Raw genomic sequence first — 24410 nt, forward strand, 5'->3', positions numbered from 1 at the left:
CGCCACCGGCAGCAGCTTCGCTGGCGGTGGCGGTGTGGTCGCGGCCTGGTATTCAGCCACGGGCAAGACGATTCAGTCTTCGCTGGTGTCCGGCAGATAGGCACCGTCTTCGTCGTGGACTTCACGGCCGGTAACCGGTGGGTTGAAGGCACAGATCAGTCGCATGTCTTCCGTGCCACCGTACAGGGTGTGCTGGTCATGCTTGTCGAGTGCGTACAGGGTTCCGTCAGTGATCTCGTGGGTTTCACCAGTGGCTTTGTCCAGGATCTTGCCGTTGCCGGCAACACAGTAGACCGCTTCGAGGTGATGCTTGTACCAGAGGTTCAACTCGGCCCCGGCAGGGATGATGGTTTCGTGGAAGGAAAAGCCCATGCCGTCTTTCTTGAGCAGCATGCGGCGGCTTGTCCACCCTGGGCCGGTGACTTCCCGCTCGGTACCGATAATGTCTTGCACTCGTACGATTTTCATGAGCATTCCTCATTTTGTGATGGAATAGCCTTTTAGTATAAACATCCCTTTCAGGTGCGGTTCAACCGCCAATCGTCGTAAACGGCCATGGCCTGTTCGATCGAGGTGGCGAATCTTTCCCGCTGGCGTTCATCCAGGGGGCGCCGTTTCCGGCACTTGTCGAAGGCTTTCTGAATTTCTTGTCGGCTCGATTTTTCAAGTCGCTCGAGCCAGTGATGGTCTGCTGGCTCAAGGTCCAGCAGGTCGCGACCAGCGTGATTCCGATGGGAGATATGCCACCAGTGATCCACGGCCCTTCCCAATACAACATAGCCGAACTGGCTGTCCTGTACAGGACCGAAGGTGGCTGTTTTCAATCCGTCCCTTAGCACGCCGATGCTCAGCGCCGGCAGGGCCAGCCGATCGCCGTAGAAATAGCTGCCGGCAGCACCGATCAAACCGCCCACCAGAGCGCCGGTTCCAAGGGAGGAGCCGAAGGTCAGCGCGTCGATTCCGGCGCCACTGACGGCGCCCGCGCCGAAGCCGGCGGTGGCCAGGTAGCGCTTGCTGACCGCCCAGGCTTTGCGGCTGTCTTCCGAGAACAGGTCGTGTTCGCTGTGCCACTCCAGTTCGGGCTCCTGGCGACGGATGCGCTGGTGCTGATAAAGATGTTCGATATCCACGCGCAGGGTCTGTTCCCGCTTGCGCTGGTGACGATACCAACGTTCCCGCAGCTGTTCGGCCAGGGAGCCGTCACTGGTTTCTGCAGCCTGGCCGGCGGTAAGCGTCCGTTTTTCCTGGTAGGACATCATGCTCTCCAGTGTCCCGGCGATCAGTACTGCGGCCTGATGGCGGCGCTGCTGCCGCTGGGCGGACAGGTAGTGAGTGGCCTGTTCCAGTGGTGTTTCCCAGTCCGCCTCCAGTTGTCCGAAAGCCCGTAAAAGGCCCAGATGTTGCTCGAATGGGGCGCGAACAGCGTCGAAACGGCGGACAACCTGAAAGAACTGGCCCAGCGCGGCCTGCCAGGTATCACTGTAGTCGTCGGCACCGATGCTGTTGATCAGGGCCAGGCTCGGGCGGCCGGTCCAGCGCAGGATGGTCATTTCTGCCTCGTGCTCTGCGCTGTAGGGCACCGAGCCGTCCACCACGTAGATGATCCCGGCGCCTTCAATCAGCGGTCTGAGAAGCTCACATTCATCGGTGAATCGGCCGTCCCCCTCATGCTGTGCCACAAAGGCTTTGACGGTGTCTGCGTGATCAGAGGCGGAGACACTGTGAGCTTCCAGCCACTCCATTACCCGTCTCGGCCGCTGGAATCCGGGCGTGTCGACCAGAGTGTAGAGGGTCTGGCCGTCCACCTTCAGCGGGTAAGCCTGATGCCTGCGTGTGGTGCCGGGTTCCAGGGCAATGGCAATGGCATCATTCTGGGACAGGGTCGCCACCACGCTGGATTTACCCTTGTTCGGGTGTCCGACGACCGCAAACGTGGGTATCTGAGTCATGACCCGTCCCCGATGGCTGTGTAGGGATCCCGCATCTGGAGCCGGGGCAGAGACACCTGGACGAACTCGCTGCCCAACCTTTGGGCAAATCGCAGCCAGGGCTGGATCTGGTGGGCATCGGGTTGCTGATTGCTGTCCGTGGCCAGTGGCACCAGCGCGACCCTGGCGTTGTCGGGCCAGATGTCCCGGGCGGCCGCGAGGAAGTCCTGAAGCTCGCCGGTCGGGGGTTGCCAGCAGCGAACCAGCAGGATGACTGCCTTGGCGTTGTTTTTCAGATGCTCGGCGATCCGGTGCAGAGCCTGATCATCGTCCGAAAGGCTGGCGCTGCCGCCGGCCGTGAGCACGAGCTGCTTGCCTGACCGAAGCGACTCTGGCAATTCCGGTTCACCGGCGCCGGCCCAACACAACAGAATGTCGCTGTCGGGCAGTGGTAGCAGGTTGCCTCGAGTGTCGGTGTCCGGAAGATCGTCGGCGTCATGATGGCTGTTGCCAGTGTCCAGGGCGGGTGTTTCCATGCGATACAGCAGGGCGTGCATGGCTGGATGACTGGTGAGCAGGCGCCGGGATTTTTGCCGGGCCTGCACGGACGCACACGCCCAGAGAATTATCCTTGGCAGAAGAACCCAGGTTGCCCACATCATGGCCACAAACGGCCACCACAGGCCCCAGAGGGCCGGGTCAGGACTTGCCGTTGGGTTACCGGCCCGGAAAAAACGCGTCGCCTCGACCAGCGCAAGATCCGGGGCCGCGGCAGGCCAGAGCCAGGCCCAGGGCGTCGCAATGGCCTTTACCAATCCGTGATAGCTGGTGGCGGCAGTGTCCAGCGTGGTGCTCCAGCCGAAGGCGAGGTCCTGCAAGACGACCATGGCCAGCAAGGTAAACAGCCCTGCGATGGCGAACGCAATGCCGCCCAGGTGAGCCGCTCTGGCCATCAGAACAGGCTGAAGCCTGGTGAAGGCGCCATCTCCCGGGTTGACCCCCAATCGACGTGCCAACCAGCGCCAGGGCTGCCATCCGGCCATGGCTTGCACGGTGGTGAACAGGGCGAATATCAGGTGCAGCAACACGAACGCCAGGAAAACCGTGATGTTGATGCGCTGGCCGCCGTCATAGAACAGCAGCCCGGCCATCGCCAGCGTGCCCGCAACCGCGCCTGACACTGCAAAACCACCGTTGATCCGGCGCCACGATGCCAGTGTCCGGTCCGCGGATGTCGGGGTTGTCCGGGGACCGCTGAGGCGGTTCAGGTGGGCGAGCCAGCGGGCCGCGTCCGGGGCCTCGCCCTGCTCTTCACAGACGAGAGCAAACTTGCGATCGCGTCGATGCAGGAAGGTAGGCGGCTGTGATCTGTCCCGTTGCGCCTGGCTGTCAAACTCCAGCAGCAATCGGAGGGGGTTGTCGGTCATTCAGGGTTCCGGTGTCGAATTCGGGCTGTCGGGCCCCGTCGGGCTTTAGTGCTAGGATATAGGGATACCCGCACCTGATACCAGACAACGAGAGTCCATGCCCCACCATCTGATGAACCTGCGCCATGTACCCGATGACGAGGCCGAGGAAATCCGGGCCCTGTTTGATGCCCACGAGGTAGCCTATTACGAGACGCCACCAAGCCGCTGGGGCATCAGCATGGGCGGTTTCTGGGTGCACGACGACGATGAGGCGGCCAGGGCCAGGGCGCTGCTGGATGAGTATCAGAGGCAACGCTATGAAACCCAGCGACAGGCCTACGAGGAGCACCTGGCCCGGGGCGAATCCGGCGGTTTCTGGTTCATGCTCAGGCAGAGGCCAATCCGGACTCTGGCGGCCTGCATTGCCATTCTGGTCATCATGGGCCTGAGCCTGCTGCCGTTCATCCGGATCGGATAGCGACCCGGCAATCAGTCGCTGTTTTTTCGGTCGAGGAATGCGATTGCCTCGTCAACCGCATCGCCGGCTGTGAGAAAGCTGGTGACATGTCCTCGCAGATGCATTTCATAGAGTTCGCTGTATACCTGATGACTTGCGAGAGCGTCCCGGAAACGTTCGGCCTGGCTGAAGGGCACAAGCATGTCCACGGCGCCGTGAAAGAGGAAGAAGGGCGGTGCGTTGGCCGTCACGTGACTGATCGGTGAGGCACTGCGATAGGTGTCCGGCATCGCCTGCTGCTCGCCACCGAGGAACTGCCGGATCAACTTGCCCGAACCGAACGCCATGAGGTCAGACGGCAAGCCGCCGGCGACAACAGCGTGCAGCCGGGACTCCGGCCCGCCGTAGGGCTCGTTCAGCTCGCTGTCGGAGCTTGCCACCAGGGCCAGCAGGGCAATCAGATGGGCGCCGGATGAAAACCCGAAACCGCTGACTTGCTTGCGGTCTAGGCGGTATTTGTCGGCATGCTCGTTCAACCACTGGCGGGCGAGCTGGAGATCATGCAGCTGCGCCGGGAAGGTGTATTCCGGTGCAAACCGGTAGTCGATGTTCAGCACCGCGAAACCGTGGCTGGCCACTTCTTCCGCGATCCAGGCCATGTCTTCACGGGACCGTCGTTGCCAGCCACCCCCGTGAACCATCAGGACCACCGGATGGCGATGCCCTGAGGCCCCGTTCTCGGGCAGGTAAAGGTCGGCGAAGAGTTGTTGTGGCCAGTTATCTGGGGAGAACTGTAAATTGCGCTCTACCTGAAAGGATTGCTCTCCCGGCAAGGCCGCGTTCTCTGGTCCATTGTGGTGGGTCGCGCATCCGGCCAGCAACAGCAGGCTGCCAATCACGCCGACCAACCCACCCCGTCTGCCCCCTGTTCGGTAACCGGGCACTGGGCTCTCCTTTTTCAGGCGAATTGAGGTTTCACATCAAATCTACGACGCACTGATATTGATGGATGCCGGTACGGGGCGGATTGCCTCATCCAGACTCCATTGTCCGACATTCAGTACAGTGTCCGGTTTCAAGGACAATCTCTGCAAGGCTCGCAATAGGCGTGTTTTTTGATGATTGCCGGCCCCGGGACTGTCCGGAAATCCGGAATTATTCTCTCAAGTTCAAGTAATAGGTAATTTTAATATATATAAATCAGATACATAGCCAATTGGCACAGGATGCGCATGGCGTTCCCGGGGCCCGGCTTGCGGCCTGGTCTGTTCGTTTACAACAACAAACAAGGAACGATCATGAAACGAATAATGCTCTGCGCCCTGATCGGCGCCACGGGGTTGACCCTCTCAGCTTGCAAGGATAATCCACCGTTCAACGAAATCCCCGATTTCATTCAGGGCGATATCAGTCAGACCAGCTACGACGGTATCACCGATGACCTGCTTACTGCGGGCCTGGGTGCCAGCGGTCTGGCCAGTGCGCCCGGGCCTGCATTCGCAGACCCTTTGAACCCTACCGCTGCAGAACTCCGGCGGTTGGCGATCTATAACAACTACCGCGCACTGGTGGATACCGCCCCCGGAGGCGGTTATGGGACCTTCTTTGGTCCGCAGGTTAACGCCAGCGGTGAAGGCCTGATTGCGGGTGAAGAATTCATTGCCTACATGTCTGTGCCCGGAACCGACGTGCCGGTTACGGTGATGGCCCAGGTGCCCGATAGCTTTGACCCGGATCGACCCTGCATGGTCACGGCGCCGTCCTCCGGCTCCCGGGGCATCTACGGTGCTATCGGTACGGCCGGCGAGTGGGGCCTGAAAAAAGGGTGTGCTGTCGTATACACCGACAAGGGCACAGGAACAGGTTCCCATAACCTGGCTACAAACACCGCCCAGCGGATTGATGGCACGCTCACCTCCGATGTCGAACCAGTGCAGTTCCGGGCCGACCTGACCGATGGGCAGCGAGCGGATTTCGACAGCGCGTGGCCGGATCGGTTTGCCTGGAAGCACGCTCACTCCAGAGCCAATCCGGAAGCCGACTGGGGCCAGCATGTACTGCAGTCCATCGAATTCGGGTTTTACGTGCTGAACGAGAAGTTTGGCCGTGAGCTGGGCAACGGCGAAACGCTGCTGACCATCAAACCCAAAAACACCGTGGTCATTGCCTCCAGTGTCTCCAACGGTGGTGGTTCTTCCGTCCGTGCAGCCGAGCAGGATACGAAGGGCCTTATCGATGGAGTGGCGGTGTCCGAGCCCAACGTGAACCCGCAGGTGGACCGAAGCTTCACCATACGCCAGGGCGAGGGCCCGGAGATTACCGAGCACAGCCGCAGCCTGCTGGATTACACCACGGCCCTTGCCGTCTATCAGGGTTGTGCCAACCAGGCGCCGGCGATCCGGGACGATGCGCCATTGAACGCCACCTTCAATCCCCCTGCAATCGGCGAGAATATCTGTAACTCCCTTGCCAACAAGGGTCTGGTAAGTGGTGCCACGCTGGATGACCGGGCTACCGAAGCGCTGCGCATCCTGAACGAGGACTTTGGTATTCAGCCGGAGCAGAATCTGTTGGCGCCGGTGCACTTCGGGCTCGCCGTAGCCCAGAGTATTTCCATGACCTATGCCAATGCTTATAGTCGCGCCGGTGTCGAGGATCGTGTCTGTGATCTCAGCCTGGCGGCCGTGGATGGCGCCGGGGCAGTGGCTCCGATAGCGCCGGGGGTAGAGGCCGCTCTGTTCTCTATCAGCAATGGCATTCCGCCGTCGGCCGGGGTGAACATCGTCTACGATGGTGCCGATGGTCAGCCCACCAATCTGCCTGCCAGTGCTTCACCAAGTACCAACCAATTGGACTATGGCCTGGATGCACTGTTGTGCCTTCGTAGCCTTGCCCAGGGCAGCGACGCCGTCAGCGGAGCTGATCTGCAGGGCTCTGACGCCGAGCTGGCAACGGCTATTGCCGAGGGTATCGCCGAAGTCCGTGCCTCGGGTGATCTGCAGGGCAAGCCGACGGTTTTCGTGACCGGCCGTGCCGATGCGATTCTACCCATCAACCACACCTCCCGGCCCTATTTTGGCCTGAACCAGCGAGTGGAGGGGGAGAAAAGTAACCTGCGGTACTACGAAATCCTGAACGCGCATCACCTGGACGTACTTAATGGGTTCCCGGGCGTTGCTGACCGGTATGTGCCGTTGCACCACTATTATTTCCAGGCGCTGGACCTGGTCTGGGCGAATCTGACTGAAAAGCGGGCGTTGCCGCCAAGCCAGGTAGTCCGGACGGTGCCACGGGGCGCTATCACAACACCGCTGGCGGAGGTCAACCTGCCGGCGATCAATCCCGCGCCGGATGCTGGCGACCGGATTGTCTTTACTGACAATCAGGTCCGGATCCCGGAATAAGTGTGACACGCGCCGGCCCGTTGCGGGGCCGGCTTCGTTTGCCCCCGGTCCGGGGGCCCCATATACTTCCGTCACTGCACCCGGCCTGTCGGGTGCGAGGGTTATCCAGATGAATGACATTCGACCCGTTGGTGCGCGGTACATGACACAGCTGTTTTCTGACAACAATAAAAGTGGCCTGACCAGAGACCTGATCGAAGCCCTGTTTCCCATGTTCGAGGAAGCCAGCGCCGGTGCCATCGCCGTGGACTGCGATGCACGGATTACCTGGATTAACAGCAGCTACTCCCATCTTCTTGGCCTGGGCGATCCGTCTACCATCATCGGCAAACCGGTGCGCCAGCTAATCCCTCACACCCGAATGCCCGAAGTGGTCGAAACCGGTAAACCCCTGCTGCTGGACATCATGGAGCACAACCAGCAACAGTTGGTGGTAACGCGCCTGCCGTACTACGACGACAACGGAAAAATCGTCGGTGCCGTGGCCTTTGTACTTTACGACGACCTTCAGCCCCTGACGCCACTGGTGTCGAAATACCGTCGGCTCCACCAGGATCTTGCGGCCGCGCGCAAGGCGTTGGCGAAAAAGGCACGAGGTACTCGCTACAGCCTCGGTGATTTCGTTGGTGCCAGCCCGGCAGCGCTGGAGGTCAAGCGTCGCGCGCGCTTGGCGGCCGGACGCGATATGCCGGTTCTACTGCTGGGAGAAACGGGCACCGGCAAGGAAGTACTCGCCCAGGCGATTCATACGGTCTCGGGACGTGCGGAGAAACCGTTCGTGGGAGTGAACGTGGCCGCCATTCCGGACAACCTCCTTGAGGCCGAGTTCTTTGGCGTCGCACCCGGCGCCTACACCGGTGCCGATCGCCGCACCCGGGAAGGCAAGTTTCAACTGGCTAACGGTGGCACCCTGTTTCTCGACGAGGTGGGTGACATGCCGTTGCCGCTGCAGGCCAAGCTGTTGCGGGCCCTGCAAGAGGGAGAGATTGAACCGCTGGGCTCCAACAAGGTGGTTTCGGTGGATGTTCGGGTTATTGCTGCCACCAGCAGAAATCTTGAGGTCATGATCTCCGAAGGTACTTTCCGCTCCGATCTTTATTACCGCCTTAATGTCCTGGAAATCCCCATTCCACCCTTGAGGGATCGGCTGGCGGATCTCGGTGTGCTCTGCGAAGCGCTTCTTGAAGAGATCTGCGAGGGTCTGGAGTTGCGTGGTGAGATTACGGATGCCGGCGTCTCGGCGCTGGGCAGTTATGACTGGCCGGGCAATATCCGTGAGTTGCGCAACGTTCTCGAGCGGGCAATGACCATGGGCGAGGAAGGTGGCTTGCTCGATGCCGACGCGATTTTCAAGGTGTTGCCCCGAGCCGGGACGCGCCCGGTGTCTTCTCTTGCACCGCAACCCGTGAGGCCGTTGTCCCAGACACTCGCCGAGGCAGAGGCCCAGGCGATCGAAGAAGCTCTGGTGGCAAGCCGTGGCAACCGTACCCGGGCTGCCAAGCTGTTGGGTATATCCCGATCTGTTCTGTACGAGAAACTGGCCAAGTTGTCCTGAAATCCGGACGACTGTCTGCTCATCCGTACAATCCCTTACGACTGACGTCTAATGATGTCCTAAATTCCGGACACTTTCCCTCGTGCCGGCTTCGACCGCATTTTATAACTTGCTGAATTATATCAATAAAACTAAGATGGCATAGTGTCTGCTATATCCGAGGCGCAGGACGTCAGAACAATGCACAGAACAAGACTGGCGCTAACTGTTGGACCCCAAACATCACCCTGTCCGTCTGTTCCTGCATTCTCTGATTATACTCAGTTCAGGCCTTTCTGGTTGAAAGCCGCCAGGCCAGACAAAACAACAAAGTTAGGAGACTTGCCAATGAAACTTCTCAAGGCTCTCACCGGTGTGGCCGGTGCGATCGCTCTTACCACGGGCTCCGCTTTTGCAGACGATCTGCGCTGGAAAATGCCCGTAGCCTTCGCAACCAACCTTCCTGGCCTCGGTTCTCCCGCTGCCTGGGTTGCAGACAACCTCACTACCGCTTCTGATGGCAGCATCCAGGTCCGTGTCTATGAGCCCGGCAAGCTGGTTCCGCCGTTCGACATCCTGCAGTCCGTCTCAGACGGCAAGGTTTCCGCCGGTTACACCTGGATCGGTTACGACCAGGGCAAAGTGCCTGCGATTCCCCTGTTTGCCGCTGTTCCCTTCGGCATGAAGCCGCCTGCCTACATCGGCTGGTATTACTACGGTGGCGGTCATGAAATGCTGCAGGAAACCTATGCCAACAAAGGCTTCAATGTTCACGCACAGCTGTGCGGCATCATTGGGCCTGAAACAGCGGGTTGGTATTCCGAGCCCATCGAGACCCTGGAAGATTACAAAGGCCTGAAGATCCGCTTCGCCGGCCTCGGCGGCAAGGTCCTCGAAAAGCTGGGCGCCTCTGTCACCATGATGCCTGGCGGCGAGCTCTACCAGGCACTGGAGAAGGGCACCATCGATGCCACCGAATTCTCCATGCCAGCCATCGATCAGATCCTCGGCTTCAACCAGGTGGTCAAGTACAACCTGTTCCCGGGCTGGCACCAGCAGTTCACAGCCCAGTACATGCTGATCAACAAGGACGAGTGGGCACGGGCCACCGAGGCACAGAAGGCGCTGGTTGAGGCTTCCTGCACCGCGGCAACCACCCGTGGTCTGGCCGAGGGCGAGTACAAGAACGGCAAGGTTCTGGCCGAGTTCCAGGACAAGGGCGTTCAGGCTGACCAGATCCCCCGCGACGTTCTGCTCAAGTTGCGCGAAGTAACCGAGGAAGTGCTTGAAGAAGAAGCTTCCAAGGATGCTGACTTCAAGCGTGTCTATGAAAGCCAGCAGGAGTTCATGGAATCCTACAAGGTGTGGGATACCCGCGCCTATGTTCCGGCGGACCTGTAAGGTTCGGGGCTGACCCAGGGCACCGGACGCAATGCCGGTGCTCTTTGATTTAGTCTGGATGGCCCTGCGGGGCCATCCTTGTTTCACGGCAGGCTTTCTGAACGAGGAACTGTTGTATGACAGTGTCTGATAAAGGCTCTCCGCCCGAGGTGCATGCATCGGCGTCGGACGCCGGTCAATTTATTCATCATCACACCGAGTTTCCAACCACCTGGCTAAGCCGGGTTCTGGACGCCGTGATTTCTGCAATAGGCAAGAGTGCCTCCTGGCTCTGGATTGTGGTCACGGGCGTGATTATCTACGCAGTGGTGGGGCGCTATGCCTTTGGCATGGGGTCGGTCACTCTGGAGGAAGTTCAATGGCATCTGGCTGGCGCGGGCTGGTTGTTGGGGCTGGGCTACACCCTGGTAACCGATGATCACGTGCGGGTGGACGTTATCCATGAGCGCTTGTCGTTGAAAGGCCAGGCCTGGATCGAGCTGTTTGGGCTGGTGTTCCTGTTGTTGCCGTTTTTGGTGTTGGCGGTCTACGAAATGATTCCCTATGCCGTGAGCTCCTGGGAGCAGGGCGAGACCAGTCAGGCGCCGGCGGGCCTTCCTTACCGCTGGATTCTCAAGGGCGTTCTCGCGCTGTCGTTTGGGCTCCTGATCGTCGCGGCCCTGTCCCGTCTGCTGAAAGTGACGGCTTTGCTTTTCGGCTTTCCGAAGCCAATCCGGGTCGAGTCCGGTGAGACCAAGAAAGAGGATGCGTCCTGATGGAGCTTGAAACCCTATTTGTAATCGGCATGTTCCTCACCTTCGGGGCGCTGCTGATGACCGGCTATCCGGTTGCTTGGGTACTGGGCGGCACCGCGGTTATCTGGACCGTTGTTGGTGTCGTCGCCGTTGAGAATTTTGGAGCCAATCTGTGGTTCGATTATCAATCTTCCATGGGGCTTGTGCCCGAGCGAATCTGGAAGGTGGTCAGTAGCGAAACCCTTGTGGCACTGCCCATGTTTATATTCATGGGCATCATGCTTGACCAGTCCGGCGTAGCCGAGCGACTGATGAACAGCATGGTCAAACTGTTTGGCGCCGTTCGCGGCGGCTATGCGGTGACCGTCATCGTTATCGGCGTTCTGTTGGCCGCGACCACCGGTATCATCGGGGCGTCCGTCGTGCTCCTCGGCATGTTGTCCCTGCCGGTAATGATGGAGAACAAGTACGACAAGGGCTTTGCGGTGGGTACGGCGTGTGCCACCGGAACCCTGGGTATTCTGATTCCGCCCTCCATTATGCTGGTTCTGATGGCCGACCGCCTGGCGGTTCCCGAGGCGTCAGTCGGTGACCTGTTCATGGGCGCCTTCTTCCCCGGCCTTATGCTGGGTGCCATGTACGTGGCCTACGCGATTATCCGTCCGATGCTGCAGCCGAACATTGCGCCGGTGCCGGAAGGTACCGAAAAAGTGAGCTGGGCCATCGTCTGGGAAGTGGCAAAGGCAGTAGTGCCAACCGCCGCGTTGATCCTGGGCGTACTGGGTTCCATCTTTGCCGGCATAGCGACTCCAACGGAGGCTTCCGGTGTGGGCGCCCTGGGTGCTCTCCTGCTGGCACTGATGTCTGGCCGACTGAACCTGAACGTGCTGAACTCTTCCATGCAGCAGACGACGCGCACGGCGGCGTTCATCTTTGCCATCTTCCTGGGTGCCACCGCGTTCTCCGTGGTCCTGCGGGGTCTGGGCGGCGACCAAGTGATCGAAGACGCTCTGTTGGGTCTGCCGTTCGGTCCTTATGGCGTGATTCTGACCATTCTGTTCGGCGTATTCCTGCTCGGCTTCTTCCTGGACTGGGTGGAAATCACACTGATCATCCTGCCGCTGGTGGCCCCGGTTGTGCAGAGCCTTGGCTTTGATCTGGTCTGGTTCACCATCCTGTTTGCCATGTGCCTGCAGACCTCTTTCCTGACGCCACCGGTCGGATTCGCGCTGTTCTACATCAAGGGTGTAGCGCCGCCGGAGATCGCCGTTACCGACATCTACCGTGGCGTTATACCGTTCATCATTATTCAGCTGGCAGCGCTGGCTATTGTGTTCGTGGTACCGGAAATCGCGACCTGGCTGCCCAGCGTGGCTTACGACTAAGGAGAAAATAACCATGCGTCTGGAAAACCGGATTGCTTTGATTACCGGTGCCGGTCGCGGCATCGGCCGGGCCATTGCCGAGGCCTACGGCCGCGAAGGCGCCAAGGTCGCTGTGGCTGATCTGACACTCGAGGCGGCCCAGGACACCGTAGATGCCATCGAGCAGGCCGGCGGCACTGCCATCGCCCTTGAAATGGATGTGACTGACGAAGATGCAGTTGACGTAAACGTCAACTCTGTGGTTAAACAGTGGGGTGGTCTGGACATCGCCATTGCGAACGCCGGCATCCAGCACATTGATCCGGTGCACAAACTGGCTTATTCCGATTGGCGCAAAGTCATGAATGTGCATCTTGATGGCGCTTTCCTGGTGACTCGCGCGGCACTCAAGCACATGTACGAGAGCGGCGGTGGCACCATGCTCTACATGGGGTCGGTGCATTCTCTGGAGGCTTCTCCCCTGAAAGCCCCTTATGTGGCGGCCAAGCACGGCATGCTGGGGTTGTGTCGGGCGGTGGCGAAGGAAGGTGCGGAACACGGGGTGCGGAGCAACATCATCTGCCCCGGGTTTGTGCGCACGCCCCTGGTGGACAAGCAGATTCCGGAACAGGCCAAGGAGCTGGGCATTTCCGAAGAGGAAGTGATCAGTAAAGTTATGCTCAAGAACACTGTGGACGGGGAATTCACCACCCTGGAAGACGTGGCAGAGTTGGCGGTTCATCTGGCTGCATTCCCCTCTGCGGCTTTGACTGGCCAGTCCATCGTAGTCAGTCACGGCTGGCATATGCAGTAACATTCAGGAGATATGGATGAGCAATGAAGAACAATCACCGGTAGTCTGGTCTCCGTCGGAAGACACCCTGGCCAATTCCCGTATGGGCCAGTTCAGGACATGGCTTGAGCAGCAGGGCTTCGGCCCGTTTGCTGACTACCACGCACTGCACCAGTGGTCCATTGATGAGCTGGAAACCTTCTGGCAAAAAGTCTGGGATTACTGTGGTCTTGTCTGCGATACGCCGGCTGAAAAAGTACTGGGCAAGCATGAAATGCCGGGCGCCGAATGGTTCCCCGGGATGAAGCTGAACTTTGCTGCCAACCTGCTGAGGCTGGCAGATGGTGAGCACCGCGATCGCGAAGCGGTCGTGGCGTACTGCGAAACCCGTCCGGTGCTGCGTCGCACCTACGCCGAACTGAAAGCCGATGCCGGTGCCCTGGAAGCCTTCCTGCGCAGCAAAGGCATCAAACAGGGTGACCGGGTAGCCGGTGTTGTTACCAACGGCTATGAAGCCCTGGTGGGGATGCTGGCCGCTACAAGTCTTGGGGCCATCTGGAGTTCCGCGTCACCGGATTTCGGCATCGGCGCGATTCTTGACCGCTTTGGCCAGATCGAACCTTCGGCTCTGATCGTCGTGAACGGCTACGGCTACGGCGGCAAAGTGTTTGCGCGCCAGCAGGATTTTGCCGAGCTCATTGCCGGCCTGCCAACGCTCAAGGCGGTTGTCAGTGTCCAGCAACTGCCAGACGAGGCTCCGATTTCGGGCGATCTGGTGACTACCTGGGAAAACGCCCTCGCTGCTGGCGAAGGAACGGCTCCTTCCTTTACGCCTCTGCCTCCGGATCATCCGGTGTATATCCTGTATTCCTCCGGCACCACGGGCAAACCCAAGTGCATCGTGCACGGCAATGCTGGCCTGCTGGTCAATCATGCCAAGGAGCTGATGCTTCACGGCGACGTTGGCCCCGAAGACCGATTCCTGTACTTCACCACCTGTGGCTGGATGATGTGGAACTGGCAGGCCTCCGCCCTGATGACCGGCGCCGCCGTGATCACCGTTGATGGCTCTCCGGGTTACCCGAGCCTGAACTTTCTGTGGGACACCGTTGCGGAAGAGAAGGTCACCCACTTCGGAACCAGCGCCCGGTTCATTGCCGGCTGCCGAAAAGGCGAACTCAAGCCCGCAAAAACCCTGGATCAGAGCAAGCTGCGAGTGGTGTTTTCCACCGGCTCACCGCTGTTGCCGGAAGACTATGACTGGGTTTACAGCGATGGCGCCCCCGACGCCCTGCTTGGCTCCATTGCCGGTGGCACGGACATCTGCGGCTGCTTCGTGGGTTCAACGCCACTGCTGCCTGTTCGCCGCGGCGAAATCCAGTGCCGTTTCCTGGGCGTCGACGCGGTTGCCTACGGCGACGATGGCCAGCCGGTCAGTGAAGGTCGCGGCGAGCTGGTCTGCCGTCAGCCGCTGCCATCCATGCCCGTCAGCTTCTGGCAGGATCCGGATGGCGAGCGCTACCGCGACGCCTACTTCAACACCTTCCCGGGCGTATGGGCCCATGGTGATTTCATCGAGTTCACCGAACACGGCGGCGCCATCATCTATGGCCGCTCTGACGCCACCCTGAACCCGGGCGGCGTTCGAATCGGTACCGCGGAAATCTACCGCCAGGTCGAAACCGTGGCCGAGGTCAAAGACAGCCTCGTTGTCGGCCGTCAGATCGACGGCGACGTGGAAGTGGTTTTGCTGGTGGTTCCGGCCGACGGTCAGGAAATCACCGACGATCTGCTGAAACAGCTCAAGAGTCGAATCCGCGAGGGCGCCAGCCCACGGCACGTGCCCAAGCACATTGTGGAGGTGAACGACATTCCGTACACCCGCAGTGGCAAAAAGGTGGAATTGGCAGTGGCCCGTCTGATCAATGGTTCGAAGAAGGCGGACAATCGGGATGCTTTGGGGAACCCCGAAGCGTTGGATCACATTCGGGAGCGGTTGGCCGAGGTTGGGCTGTTGCCCAGTTGAAGGTCTGAAATCTGATGGAGGCTGTCGGTTTATGCTGTGCTAATCCGACTTACTCTCTTGATTTTGTCGACAAAAATGCTTCCGAGAATGGCCTTGATTGACCGCGCGGAGGCACACCGAGAGGCCCGGTGAGCGGCAGAAGAACCCCTTTCCAAAACTGTGCGGAGCCAGGGATGGCGGAGCCCAAGCGTCACAGGGATGTGCCGTTAGGAGCGTGTTTTGGAAAGGGGTTCTTCTGCCGCTCTACCCGAATGTCCGATGTTAGAAAGTTTCGTAAATTCCCGCCATTTCATCGTCTTGTAACCGAAGATCAGGCATTTTTAGTCCGTTCTTATACTAAGATCGTAACCAAAATTAACGAAAAAATGGTATCTTAGTAGCCCTATCAAAAGTTCCTAATCAGTCATTGCTCAGGTCGGACGTTCAAAAGACGCCTGACCCCGCCATGACCGTCCTGAACCCACCCATTAGCCTGAGGACGAAAATGACATCATCCAAAGCCAAGATTGTCTACACACTGACTGACGAGGCGCCAGCCCTCGCAACACGGTCGCTTCTTCCCATCCTGGAAACCTACGCCAAGCCGGCTGGTATTGAATTCGAAACCAGCGACATCTCTCTCGCGGCGCGTATTCTGGCGAACTTCCCGGATTATCTGGAGGAAGATCAGCGGGTTCCGGATGCCCTGGCCGAACTGGGTGAATACACCAAGGACCCGGACGCCAACATCATCAAACTGCCGAATATCTCAGCGTCCATTCCCCAGCTGCGGGCCGCGATCAAGGAGCTGAACGAGCAGGGTTACAACGTTCCGGAATACAAAGAAAACCCGGAAAATGACGAAGAGAAAGAAATTCAGTCCCGCTATGCCAAGGTTCTCGGTAGTGCCGTTAACCCGGTGCTGCGTGAGGGCAACTCCGACCGTCGTGCGCCGACTGCCGTAAAGGCTTTTGCCCGCAAATACCCGCATTCCATGGGTGAGTGGAGCCCGGCCTCACGTACCCACGTGGCCCACATGCGCGGTGGTGACTTCTACTCCAGCGAGCAGTCCGTAACTCTCGACAAGGCGACCAAAGCCAACATCGTGTTCGAGAACAAGCAGGGTAAGCAGACGGTTCTGAAATCCGACCTGCCGCTGCAGGAAGGCGAAGTGCTGGACGGCATGTTCATGAGCAAGAAGGCGCTGGTGAAGTTCTTCGAGGACGCCATTGCCGATTGCGAGAACACCGGTGTCATGTTCTCCCTGCACGTGAAAGCCACCATGATGAAAATCTCCCACCCGATCGTGTTCGGTCACGCGGTGAAGGTTTTCTACAAAGATCTGTTCGACAAGTACGGCGAGCTGTTCGACGAGATCGGCGTGAACCCGAACAACGGTCTGTCCAGCGTGGTCGAGAAGATCAAGCAACTGCCGGAATCCAAGCAGGAGCAGATCCAGGAAGACCTGCACGCCTGTTACGAGCACCGTCCGGAAATCGCCATGGTTGATTCCGTCAAGGGCATCACCAACCTGCACGTTCCAAGCGACGTCATTGTTGATGCTTCCATGCCGGCGATGATCCGTAACTCCGGCAAGATGTGGGCGCGTGACAACAAGCTCAAGGACACCAAGGCGGTTATGCCCGAGTCCACCTACGCCACCATCTACCAGGAAGTGATCAACTTCTGTAAGACTCACGGTGCCTTCGATCCCACCACCATGGGGACCGTACCGAACGTTGGTCTGATGGCGCAGAAAGCCGAAGAGTACGGCTCTCACGACAAGACCTTTGAAATCAAGGAAGACGGTGTTGTTCGCGTTGTTGCCGAAGACGGCACCGTGCTGACCGAGCACAACGTTGAGAAAGGCGACATCTGGCGCGCATGCCAGACCAAGGACCTGCCGATCCGTGACTGGGTCAAGCTGGCGGTCAATCGTGCCCGTGCCACCGGTATGCCGGCCGTGTTCTGGCTGGACGACGAGCGTGCTCACGACGCGCAGCTGATCCAGAAAGTGAACACCTATCTGAAGGATCACGACACTGAAGGTCTGGATATCCGCATCATGTCCCCGGTTCGCGCCATCCGCTGGACCATGGAGCGCCTGATTCGCGGTCTCGACACCATCTCCGTGACCGGTAACGTACTGCGTGACTACCTCACCGACCTGTTCCCGATCCTTGAGCTGGGTACCAGTGCCAAGATGCTGTCCATCGTTCCGCTGCTCAACGGCGGTGGCCTGTACGAGACCGGTGCCGGCGGTTCCGCACCCAAGCACGTGCAGCAGCTGATCCAGGAAAACCACCTGCGCTGGGACTCTCTGGGTGAGTTCCTGGCCACTGCGGTCTCCCTGGACGAGCTGGGCGAGAAGCAGAACAACGAGCGCGCGCGTCTGCTGGGTCAGACCCTGGACAAGGCCACCGAGCGTCTGCTGGAAAACAACCAGTCTCCGTCCCGGGTAACCGGCGAGCTCGACAACCGTGGTTCCCACTTCCACCTCGCCCGCTACTGGGCAGAGGAACTGGCCAACCAGGACAGCGACAAGGAGCTGAAGGAGTTCTTCACCAAGCTGTCTGCACAGCTGGAAGAGAACAAGGACAAGATCCTGGAAGAGATGACGGTGGTTCAGGGCAACCCGGCGGATATCGGTGGCTACTACCACCCGCCGATGGAGAAGGTCTGCGAAGTGATGCAGCCGAGCGCCACGCTGAACCGGATTCTCGAAGAAGCTCGCGCATCCGTGAAGTAAGTCAGCCTGTGAGCATCCGGCTTAACAGGCGGATGCCCTCAAAAAACCGGACAACCCTGGCGGGTTCTCCGGTTTTTTTATGGCTGTATACCGGGCGTTCATTCCTTGTCCGGTTCGTCCTGATAGCCTTTGCCGGTTTCGCCGGCTCGCCTGAGCTGAATCAGGGTGAGTGGGGGTCCCACCAGTTCAAAGATCACCGTTGCACCAATGACCAGAGGCAGAATATACGTCAGTTCCGGCAGCCGTTCTGTGGCCAGCAGTGCCAGGCCTAGGGCAACGCCGGCCTGGGGCATGAGGCAGGCGCCGATCCGTTTCCGGGTATGAGATGCAGAACCGGCCAGATAGCCGCCGAACCGTCCGCCGGCCAACCTGCCGGCAATCCGGGCGGCAACATAGGCGAGGCCCAGTGCGCCGAGGGTTGGCAGCATGGCCCACTCGAGCTGGTAGCCGGCCATAAAGAAGAACAGGGCCAGGAACGGCTCGGAAACCCCTTCAATTGAGCGGAACGGGCGCACATGATGCCTTGCCCGGTTGGCGACCACGATGCCGAGGGTCATGCAGGTCAGCAGATAGGAGAGACCAAGAAATGACGCGATACCGGCGGCTACAAAAACAAACCCGGCGGACTCGAGCAACATCGGCTCGCCGGGCCGCAGCCGGCCCGTAAGCCAGGCCATAGGCAGACCCAGGACCGTGCCCAGCAGAACCGCCCCTCCGACATCCAAAAGACCGACTCCGAGGGTCGAAAGCCCGGTACCGCCTTCGCCCAGCAGCAGTTGTGCACCGACCAGGCAGATACTGAACAGGATGGCGCCCCAGGCATCATCAATGGCGACGACCTGGAACACCAGCCGGGTCAGCGGACCGTTCGCACCAGCTTCCTTCAACGTATCAAGTGTTGCTGCCGGTGCTGTTGCTGTTGCGATGGAACCCAGGAGCAGCGCAGCGGGTAGATTACGAGTAACAAGCCAGACTGCAACGGCAACAAATGCCGCCGTCACCAGAGTGACCGCGAGGCTCACAATCACGGCTTCCCGGCCTTCTGACAGGTTTTTCACTGCCATGCGCTCGCCCAGCAGGAAGCCGACCATGGCAAGCGTTAATTGGGTAATGAATCCGAAGTGATCGTCTGCACCTGCTGGCAGAAGATCCAGAAGTTCCGGCCCGGCAAGCGCCCCAAGCAATAGCAACAGGGTAACCCTGGGCACGTGTATGCGCTGGCCGATGCCGTGTGCGGCAAGAGCCAGCAGCAGGGTGCCGCCGATTAGTAGCAGATCCGTTGCGTGATTCACGGGCTACTCCTGGTGGGGGGTGGAATGTAGCGGAGCGAACGCGCCTTTGGTCAGGAGGGCCAGATCGCGGGGCGCAAGTTCAATCTCTAGCCCTCTGCGCCCCCCGCTGACAAATATGGTGTCGAAGTCCAATGCCGAGTCGTCAATAAAGGTTGTCAGCTGTTTTCTCTGGCCCAGGGGGCTGACACCACCCAGGACATAGCCGGTGGTGCGCTCGACCAACTGTTTGTCTGCCATCCCGGCTTTTTTCCCACCTGAGGCCCGGGCGATCAGTTTCATATTGAGCATGGTGGTCACCGGGACAATGGCAACCACCAGCTCCTTGCCGTCGATGGCCACAACCAGTGTTTTGAAGACCCGGGCGGGATCCACGCCGGTTTTCTCGGCGGCCTCGGTACCATAGCTCTCGCTGGCCGGGTCGTGGTCGTACTCATGGATGGTATGGGGTACAGAGGCTTTGCGCGCAGCGTTGATGCCAGGCGTCATGCTGGGCTCCTGAAAGACGGCAGAAACCGGGAATTAAAGCAGCTAAGCGGCATCACAACAACTGTCTGGCGTGGAGGCAAAACCCGATTCCTGGGTGGATTTTACCGGGCATGACATTTGACGCTCGACTTAAAGCGCCGTTATGACTATTTTTCGTACATTATAATTATTCAAACATCGATGGCGGTGTTCATGGAGCCTTCGTCGTCGAAATCTCAGGGAATGAAAAGCTTGAACGAAAACCGCACACCCCTGCGGCGCGCTGGCTGGGTTGCCGTGGTCTATCTGATCGCCGGCTTTGCCTGGATTGCGTTTTCCGACACTCTCGCGGAAGCATGGTTTCCCGATCCGAAAACCCTCTCCGTCATCCAGACCTGGAAAGGCTCTTTCTTTGTGCTGATAACCGGGGTGATTCTCTTTTCCGTGTTGCTCCGCCAACTCACCAAGGATCGGGCCCTGCTCAACCTCCAGCACCGACAACGGCAAGCACTCCGTGAGCGCGAGCGGCAGCTCCAGATCCTGATGGACAATCTCCCGGGCATGGCCTATCGCTGCCTGTATGATCCCGACTGGACGATGAAATTTGTCTCCCAGGGGTGTACCAAGTTGACTGGTTATGAACCGGACGAGTTGGTCAATAACCGCGTCACCAGCTATGCGGCGCTGGTCAGCGACGCTTCTAATCAGCAACTGTTCGAGCAAGTCAGAGTGGCCCTGGAAAAAGAAGAATCGTTTTCCCTGGAATACGAGGTCACCCGAAAAGACGGCAGTCGTATCTGGGTCTGGGAGCGGGGACGAGGCGTTCAGGAGGACGATGGCTCGCTCCACCTGGAAGGCATCATTCTGGACATTTCTGACCGCAAAGTGCTAGAGACAGAGCTTGAGCAAATGGCCACTCGGGATACCCTGACCGGTCTTCTGAACAGGCGGGAGATGTCCCGGGTGCTGGATGAGGAGCTTCAGAGAGCCCGTCGTTACCAGCGACCCATGGCAGTGCTCTGGGTGGATTTCGACCATTTCAAGGATGTGAATGACACCTACGGCCATGCTGCAGGTGACTCGGTTCTCAGAGCTATCAGCCGCCTGTTGCTGGGTAGCGTCCGCAGCGTCGATTCCATCGGTCGGTTTGGCGGCGAGGAGTTCGTGATTGTTTTGCCTGAAATGGATCTGGAGGAGGCCCAGGAAACGGCCGAGCGTTTACGGCGCAAAGTGGCGGAAGAGCCGCAGCCGTTGGGGAATGGCGAGGCGGTGCCCCTGACCATCAGCGTGGGCGTTGCGGTCTACCCGGATCACGGGCAGACTGCTTCGACACTCTGTGCCGCCGCCGACAAAGCCATGTATCTGGCAAAGGATAGGGGCCGCAACTGTGTCGCCATGGCGCACCTGCACGACCAGGTCCATAATCAGTAGTGAGACTCGTGTCCTGGCAGGTGGAGGAGGTGACGTCCGCTTTGCTGCGGCCCGGCCAATGTGGCCCGGGCCGGTTCTGTTGAACATAGAAAAACAACAATCGTACTGAAAAAGGTTTGAGCCGATGAACCGACTTGCCCGCCGTGCCCTCCATAGCAGTCAGATTCCCGAGGATCTCGAATCCGTCACCTTTCGGGATGATGCCGGTGAAAATCCGGCTGCTGCCGGTGTCAGTCAGGAAACGGTTGATGCCCTGTGGCGCAGCGTCCAGAGCCTTTACCGGACCGGCGTGCACCCGGGTATCCAGATTTCCATCCGCCACAAGGGTGAGCAGGTTCTGCACCGGGCGATTGGCCATGCCAGTGGCAATGGCCCCCATGACCCGCGCGACGCCGCCAAGGTTCCGATGACGACTGATACTCCGATCTGCTACTTCTCCGCCTCCAAGGCGGTGACGGCACTGCTTATGCACATGCTGGCGGAACAGGGCCTGGTCAACCTGATGGATCCCGTCTCCTACTACTGCCCGGAGTTCGGGGTTAATGGGAAAAGGACCATCACCGTTCACCAGATTCTTTCTCACCGCGGGGGCATTCCTGCCATTCCACGGGAAACGCCGATTGATGTGCTGTGGGATAACGATGAAATCTGGCGTCTGCTCTGTGCTGCACGACCGGTGGAAGTGGACGGCGCCAAGGTGGCCTATCACGCCATCACCGGCGGTTTTGTCCTGCAGCGGGTATTGGAACGCGTCACGGGCGACACCATTGAAAAATACCTCGACAAGCATTTGCGTCGGCCCATGGGCATGAAATGGTTTACCTATGGCATTGCCCCGGAGCATCTCGATGAGCTGGCCTGCAATTACGCCACCGGACCAACGCCGCGTTTCCCCGTTTCCTGGGTTGTTAACCGCGCGCTGGGTGGCGATATCCGGACCGTCGAGCGGGTTACCAATGACCCGAGGTTCCAGGAAGCGGTGATTCCGGCGGGCAATCTGTGCGGTACGGCCGAGGAAATGGGCCGCTTCTTCCAGATGATGCTGAATGGCGGGCTCTGGAACGGCCGTCGTATCTGCAGCGAAATCACCATCCGCCGGGCCATTCAACAGTTCGGTTCGCTACAGATAGACCGCACCATGATGATACCCATGCGCTTCAGTGCCGGCATGATGCTGGGTGGCAATCCTGTGGGCCTCTGGGGTCAGAACAGCCGGTTTGCTTTCGGTCACGTCGGTCTGATCAACAAGCTGTGTTGGGCGGATGCGGCCCGAGATATTTCGGTCAGTCTGCTGAACACCGGCATCCCGATCGTCGGTCATCACCTGCCGGCACTGGCGAAGTTCGTGTATACCGTGGGCAATCGTTTTCCGTTGATACCCGAGCACCGGCGACCGCTGATCGCCGCCTGAGGCAAAGGGTTCAGAGCGTCCTGAGCTGGGCTTCGAGTATGCCCAGCACGGAGGACAGAATGTCCCTGAAATCCGTCAGGGTCTGGGTGCGCTGGATGACGTCTTCCCGGTTTTCATCAAGTCGCTCAAGCTTGGGCACAACCCGGCGTATGCCTTCTGTAATTACCTCATAGGGGTAATGGTGGTCCTGGATACTGAGCTTGTTTATCTCGGCCACTTCCTGGCTGAATATGCTGATGATGTCGTACAGCATGTCCTTGTGGTGAATGCTGCTGGCTTCCCAGTAGGCATCGTCCAGCAGTTCCAGCAGCGACAGATATTCACGGAGGGTATCCGCCACGGATGTCTGGGTCATGGGAGCTCCTGTCGGTGGGCATTGTCGTCTCTACAGGGAACTATAGCAGGGGTTCTGTCGTCTGGATGACAGGTGGTCCGGCAGAGCTGAAAATAAAAATGAAACTCTATTCATTTTAATTGCACTATGTCGGACAGTTGTGCAGACTTGCGTGATGGGAAAAGGATCTATCACGACTCATTGGACGAGAAGCCGAATGGACAAGCCCACCCCCCCCAGTAACCAGCCCGCCTCCCGCGAGGTCAAGCTGGACCATCACGACAGCGTTCGCAATCATGTGCACCAACAGGTGCGCTCTGAAGTTGAACGGCTGGAGCGCCGTATAAAAACCCTGCGTCTTGTCAAAGCACCCCACGCGGCCATCATGATCTCCACCTATGAACGCATGATCGACCGCAAGAAAGGCTTCCTGCAGAACTGGGACCTCAGGGATGGCGGCGCCGGCTAGCGGCCGGCGACAGGCACCGTTGTCCAGCTGGTAATCGCGTCGGCATCTTCCTGGTAGGTGCAATTGGCCGGATTCGGTATCGTGTCCTGCTCGTCCGTTGAGTCAGGATCGTCAATGCGCGCTGGCTCGCCGTTCGAGGCAAAAATCCTGACCACGTCCATGTTGTAATCCAGCTCGACTCTCAGGCAGTCCGGGCTGTTGTCTCCCAGGCCATAACCCGGATAGCGATCGAGTGTGATCACCTCGGATTCGTCATTCTTTATAAACAGCGTGTCGGTGTTTTCGTCAATGAAATCCTGGCGCAGTTCAATGCTGCCATGGTTCCGACTCAGGTAGTCGGCGGTGGCGAATTCGGTGGGGCTGTAGCCCAGTGTCATGAAACTGTTGGCATCAAACCGGCTGCCTGCCAGCACGCTGACCAGTTCCGGCTGGGCGGCCTGCTCCTCTTCTTCAACACTGCGGCTGACATACTGGATCGTGCGATATACCTTGTTTTCGAGATCCGAGCCTTCCGGGCCATCCGGCAGGTAACGCCAGTCGAGCGTCGGGTAGATCCAGAGCTGGTCGTTCAGCGGCAGATTGGCAATCACCGCCGACTGGTCTGTGAACCGGATCTGCGCGCCTTTGCCCCGGCTGTTGTAGGTGCCTGCGACACCATCTGCAATCCTCTGGCTGATGTATCGTTTGCCTTCCTGGAAATTGGTGACTTCGCCGGAGGCCAGCACCTGGTTCATCAGGTCCAGCGGGTTGCGCACGCTGTCATAGCTGTTGCCGGCGTCCGTTGGCGTGGCGCGGATGAAAACCTCGATGTGGCTGCGTATTTCCCCGGTGGTTTGCAGGTCGTCGGAATCGTCTGCTGCCGGCTGGATGCCCCGGTAAAAGTCCCAGAAACGGGTATTGCCGAGGTTGTCCGGTGCCACCTCCGTGTTTTCCAGGTTGAAGCTCGAGAACGTCAGATCCACATTGGTCGCCGGATTGAACGCGGAAGGTCCGGTATCCTCAAGTCCGCAGCCACTCAGGACAAGTGTGGTCATGGAAACAGCGGCGAAAATGCAGGAATGTCTCATTTCAGATGGCCCCGGGATGCGAAAAACGGTGTAAACGGCTAAAGTGAGTCACCGGGACGGTATAGCCCCGGCGTGGCTACTGACAGTAAAACAAAAAACCGGTATCTACCCTCGCGGAGATCACATTTTGCGGCAACGGCTTGAATTGGCGCCCCCGGCGGTG

Annotated in this window: 20 protein-coding genes; 12 read left to right on the top strand and 8 right to left on the bottom strand. The window is 59.1% G+C overall.

From position 1 onward, the window contains the following. Positions 1–72: 72 nt before the first annotated feature. The 3 genes from B2W52_RS14710 to B2W52_RS14720 are packed head-to-tail and all read right to left on the bottom strand — an operon-like array spanning position 73 to position 3355. Positions 73–468, bottom strand: a complete 396-nt coding sequence (locus tag B2W52_RS14710; protein WP_008176749.1) for an ectoine synthase — start codon at positions 466–468, stop codon at positions 73–75. A gap of 50 nt (positions 469–518) precedes the next feature. Further along, entirely contained in the window at positions 519–1949 is a 1431-nt protein-coding gene (locus B2W52_RS14715) for a GTPase/DUF3482 domain-containing protein (protein WP_273072670.1), read from the bottom strand. After that, complete coding sequence (locus B2W52_RS14720; protein ID WP_053113480.1) at positions 1946–3355, bottom strand: DUF2868 domain-containing protein; 1410 nt, start codon at positions 3353–3355, stop codon at positions 1946–1948. Before B2W52_RS14720 ends, B2W52_RS14715 begins: the two co-directional genes overlap by 4 nt. A gap of 97 nt (positions 3356–3452) precedes the next feature. Here B2W52_RS14720 and B2W52_RS14725 point away from each other — a divergent pair, with 97 nt between their 5' ends. After that, on the top strand, positions 3453–3815 hold the full coding sequence (locus B2W52_RS14725) for a DUF6164 family protein (protein WP_008176755.1): 363 nt from the start codon (positions 3453–3455) through the stop codon (positions 3813–3815). 11 nt (positions 3816–3826) lie between these two features. Here B2W52_RS14725 and B2W52_RS14730 read toward each other — a convergent pair whose 3' ends face one another. Continuing rightward, entirely contained in the window at positions 3827–4738 is a 912-nt protein-coding gene (locus tag B2W52_RS14730) for an alpha/beta hydrolase (RefSeq protein WP_053113481.1), read from the bottom strand. A gap of 354 nt (positions 4739–5092) precedes the next feature. Here B2W52_RS14730 and B2W52_RS14735 point away from each other — a divergent pair, with 354 nt between their 5' ends. The 8 genes from B2W52_RS14735 (at position 5093) to B2W52_RS14770 (ending at position 17778) form a co-directional block, all read left to right on the top strand. After that, positions 5093–7198: a 3-hydroxybutyrate oligomer hydrolase family protein gene (locus B2W52_RS14735; protein WP_053115511.1), complete on the top strand. Its 2106-nt coding sequence runs from the start codon at positions 5093–5095 to the stop codon at positions 7196–7198. 142 nt (positions 7199–7340) lie between these two features. Further along, positions 7341–8753, top strand: coding sequence for a sigma-54 interaction domain-containing protein (locus tag B2W52_RS14740; protein ID WP_014578922.1), 1413 nt, complete (start codon positions 7341–7343; stop codon positions 8751–8753). A 327-nt stretch (positions 8754–9080) separates the two neighbouring features. Beyond that, the gene (locus B2W52_RS14745; RefSeq protein ID WP_053113486.1) at positions 9081–10133 is read left to right on the top strand and encodes a TRAP transporter substrate-binding protein; all 1053 of its coding nucleotides are present in this window, start codon (positions 9081–9083) and stop codon (positions 10131–10133) included. Between the two features lie 116 nt (positions 10134–10249). After that, the gene (locus tag B2W52_RS14750; protein WP_008176766.1) at positions 10250–10888 is read left to right on the top strand and encodes a TRAP transporter small permease subunit; all 639 of its coding nucleotides are present in this window, start codon (positions 10250–10252) and stop codon (positions 10886–10888) included. Continuing rightward, positions 10888–12252 (top strand): TRAP transporter large permease, encoded by a 1365-nt coding sequence (locus B2W52_RS14755; protein ID WP_053113488.1) that lies wholly within the window; start codon positions 10888–10890, stop codon positions 12250–12252. Before B2W52_RS14750 ends, B2W52_RS14755 begins: the two co-directional genes overlap by 1 nt. Before the next feature lie 13 nt (positions 12253–12265). Beyond that, positions 12266–13045, top strand: coding sequence for a 3-hydroxybutyrate dehydrogenase (locus tag B2W52_RS14760; RefSeq protein ID WP_053113490.1), 780 nt, complete (start codon positions 12266–12268; stop codon positions 13043–13045). A 16-nt stretch (positions 13046–13061) separates the two neighbouring features. After that, complete coding sequence (locus B2W52_RS14765; protein WP_053113491.1) at positions 13062–15050, top strand: acetoacetate--CoA ligase; 1989 nt, start codon at positions 13062–13064, stop codon at positions 15048–15050. A 484-nt stretch (positions 15051–15534) separates the two neighbouring features. Continuing rightward, on the top strand, positions 15535–17778 hold the full coding sequence (locus B2W52_RS14770; RefSeq protein WP_014578929.1) for an NADP-dependent isocitrate dehydrogenase: 2244 nt from the start codon (positions 15535–15537) through the stop codon (positions 17776–17778). A 98-nt stretch (positions 17779–17876) separates the two neighbouring features. Here B2W52_RS14770 and B2W52_RS14775 read toward each other — a convergent pair whose 3' ends face one another. Continuing rightward, positions 17877–19070: a cation:proton antiporter gene (locus B2W52_RS14775; protein WP_104270395.1), complete on the bottom strand. Its 1194-nt coding sequence runs from the start codon at positions 19068–19070 to the stop codon at positions 17877–17879. Positions 19071–19073: 3 nt separating this feature from the next. Next, positions 19074–19556, bottom strand: coding sequence for a Cys-tRNA(Pro) deacylase (gene ybaK, locus B2W52_RS14780; RefSeq protein WP_008176781.1), 483 nt, complete (start codon positions 19554–19556; stop codon positions 19074–19076). A gap of 222 nt (positions 19557–19778) precedes the next feature. Between ybaK and B2W52_RS14785 the strand changes: the two genes are divergently transcribed. Then, a complete protein-coding gene (locus tag B2W52_RS14785) occupies positions 19779–20966 on the top strand; it encodes a sensor domain-containing diguanylate cyclase (RefSeq protein WP_273072681.1) in 1188 nt (395 codons plus the stop codon). A gap of 124 nt (positions 20967–21090) precedes the next feature. Then, entirely contained in the window at positions 21091–22377 is a 1287-nt protein-coding gene (locus B2W52_RS14790) for a serine hydrolase domain-containing protein (protein ID WP_053113496.1), read from the top strand. A 10-nt stretch (positions 22378–22387) separates the two neighbouring features. On the opposite strand, the gene B2W52_RS14795 is transcribed toward B2W52_RS14790, so the two are convergent. Continuing rightward, the gene (locus B2W52_RS14795) at positions 22388–22732 is read right to left on the bottom strand and encodes a hypothetical protein (protein WP_008176786.1); all 345 of its coding nucleotides are present in this window, start codon (positions 22730–22732) and stop codon (positions 22388–22390) included. A gap of 196 nt (positions 22733–22928) precedes the next feature. Here B2W52_RS14795 and B2W52_RS14800 point away from each other — a divergent pair, with 196 nt between their 5' ends. Next, the gene (locus B2W52_RS14800) at positions 22929–23180 is read left to right on the top strand and encodes a hypothetical protein (protein WP_053113497.1); all 252 of its coding nucleotides are present in this window, start codon (positions 22929–22931) and stop codon (positions 23178–23180) included. Here the strand turns inward: B2W52_RS14800 and B2W52_RS14805 are convergent. Beyond that, positions 23177–24214: a hypothetical protein gene (locus B2W52_RS14805; RefSeq protein ID WP_273072683.1), complete on the bottom strand. Its 1038-nt coding sequence runs from the start codon at positions 24212–24214 to the stop codon at positions 23177–23179. The genes B2W52_RS14800 and B2W52_RS14805 overlap by 4 nt on opposite strands. Positions 24215–24410: the final 196 nt, after the last annotated feature.

The organism is Marinobacter sp. UBA2498, from assembly GCF_002341575.1.
GTDB classification, from domain to species: domain Bacteria; phylum Pseudomonadota; class Gammaproteobacteria; order Pseudomonadales; family Oleiphilaceae; genus Marinobacter; species Marinobacter manganoxydans.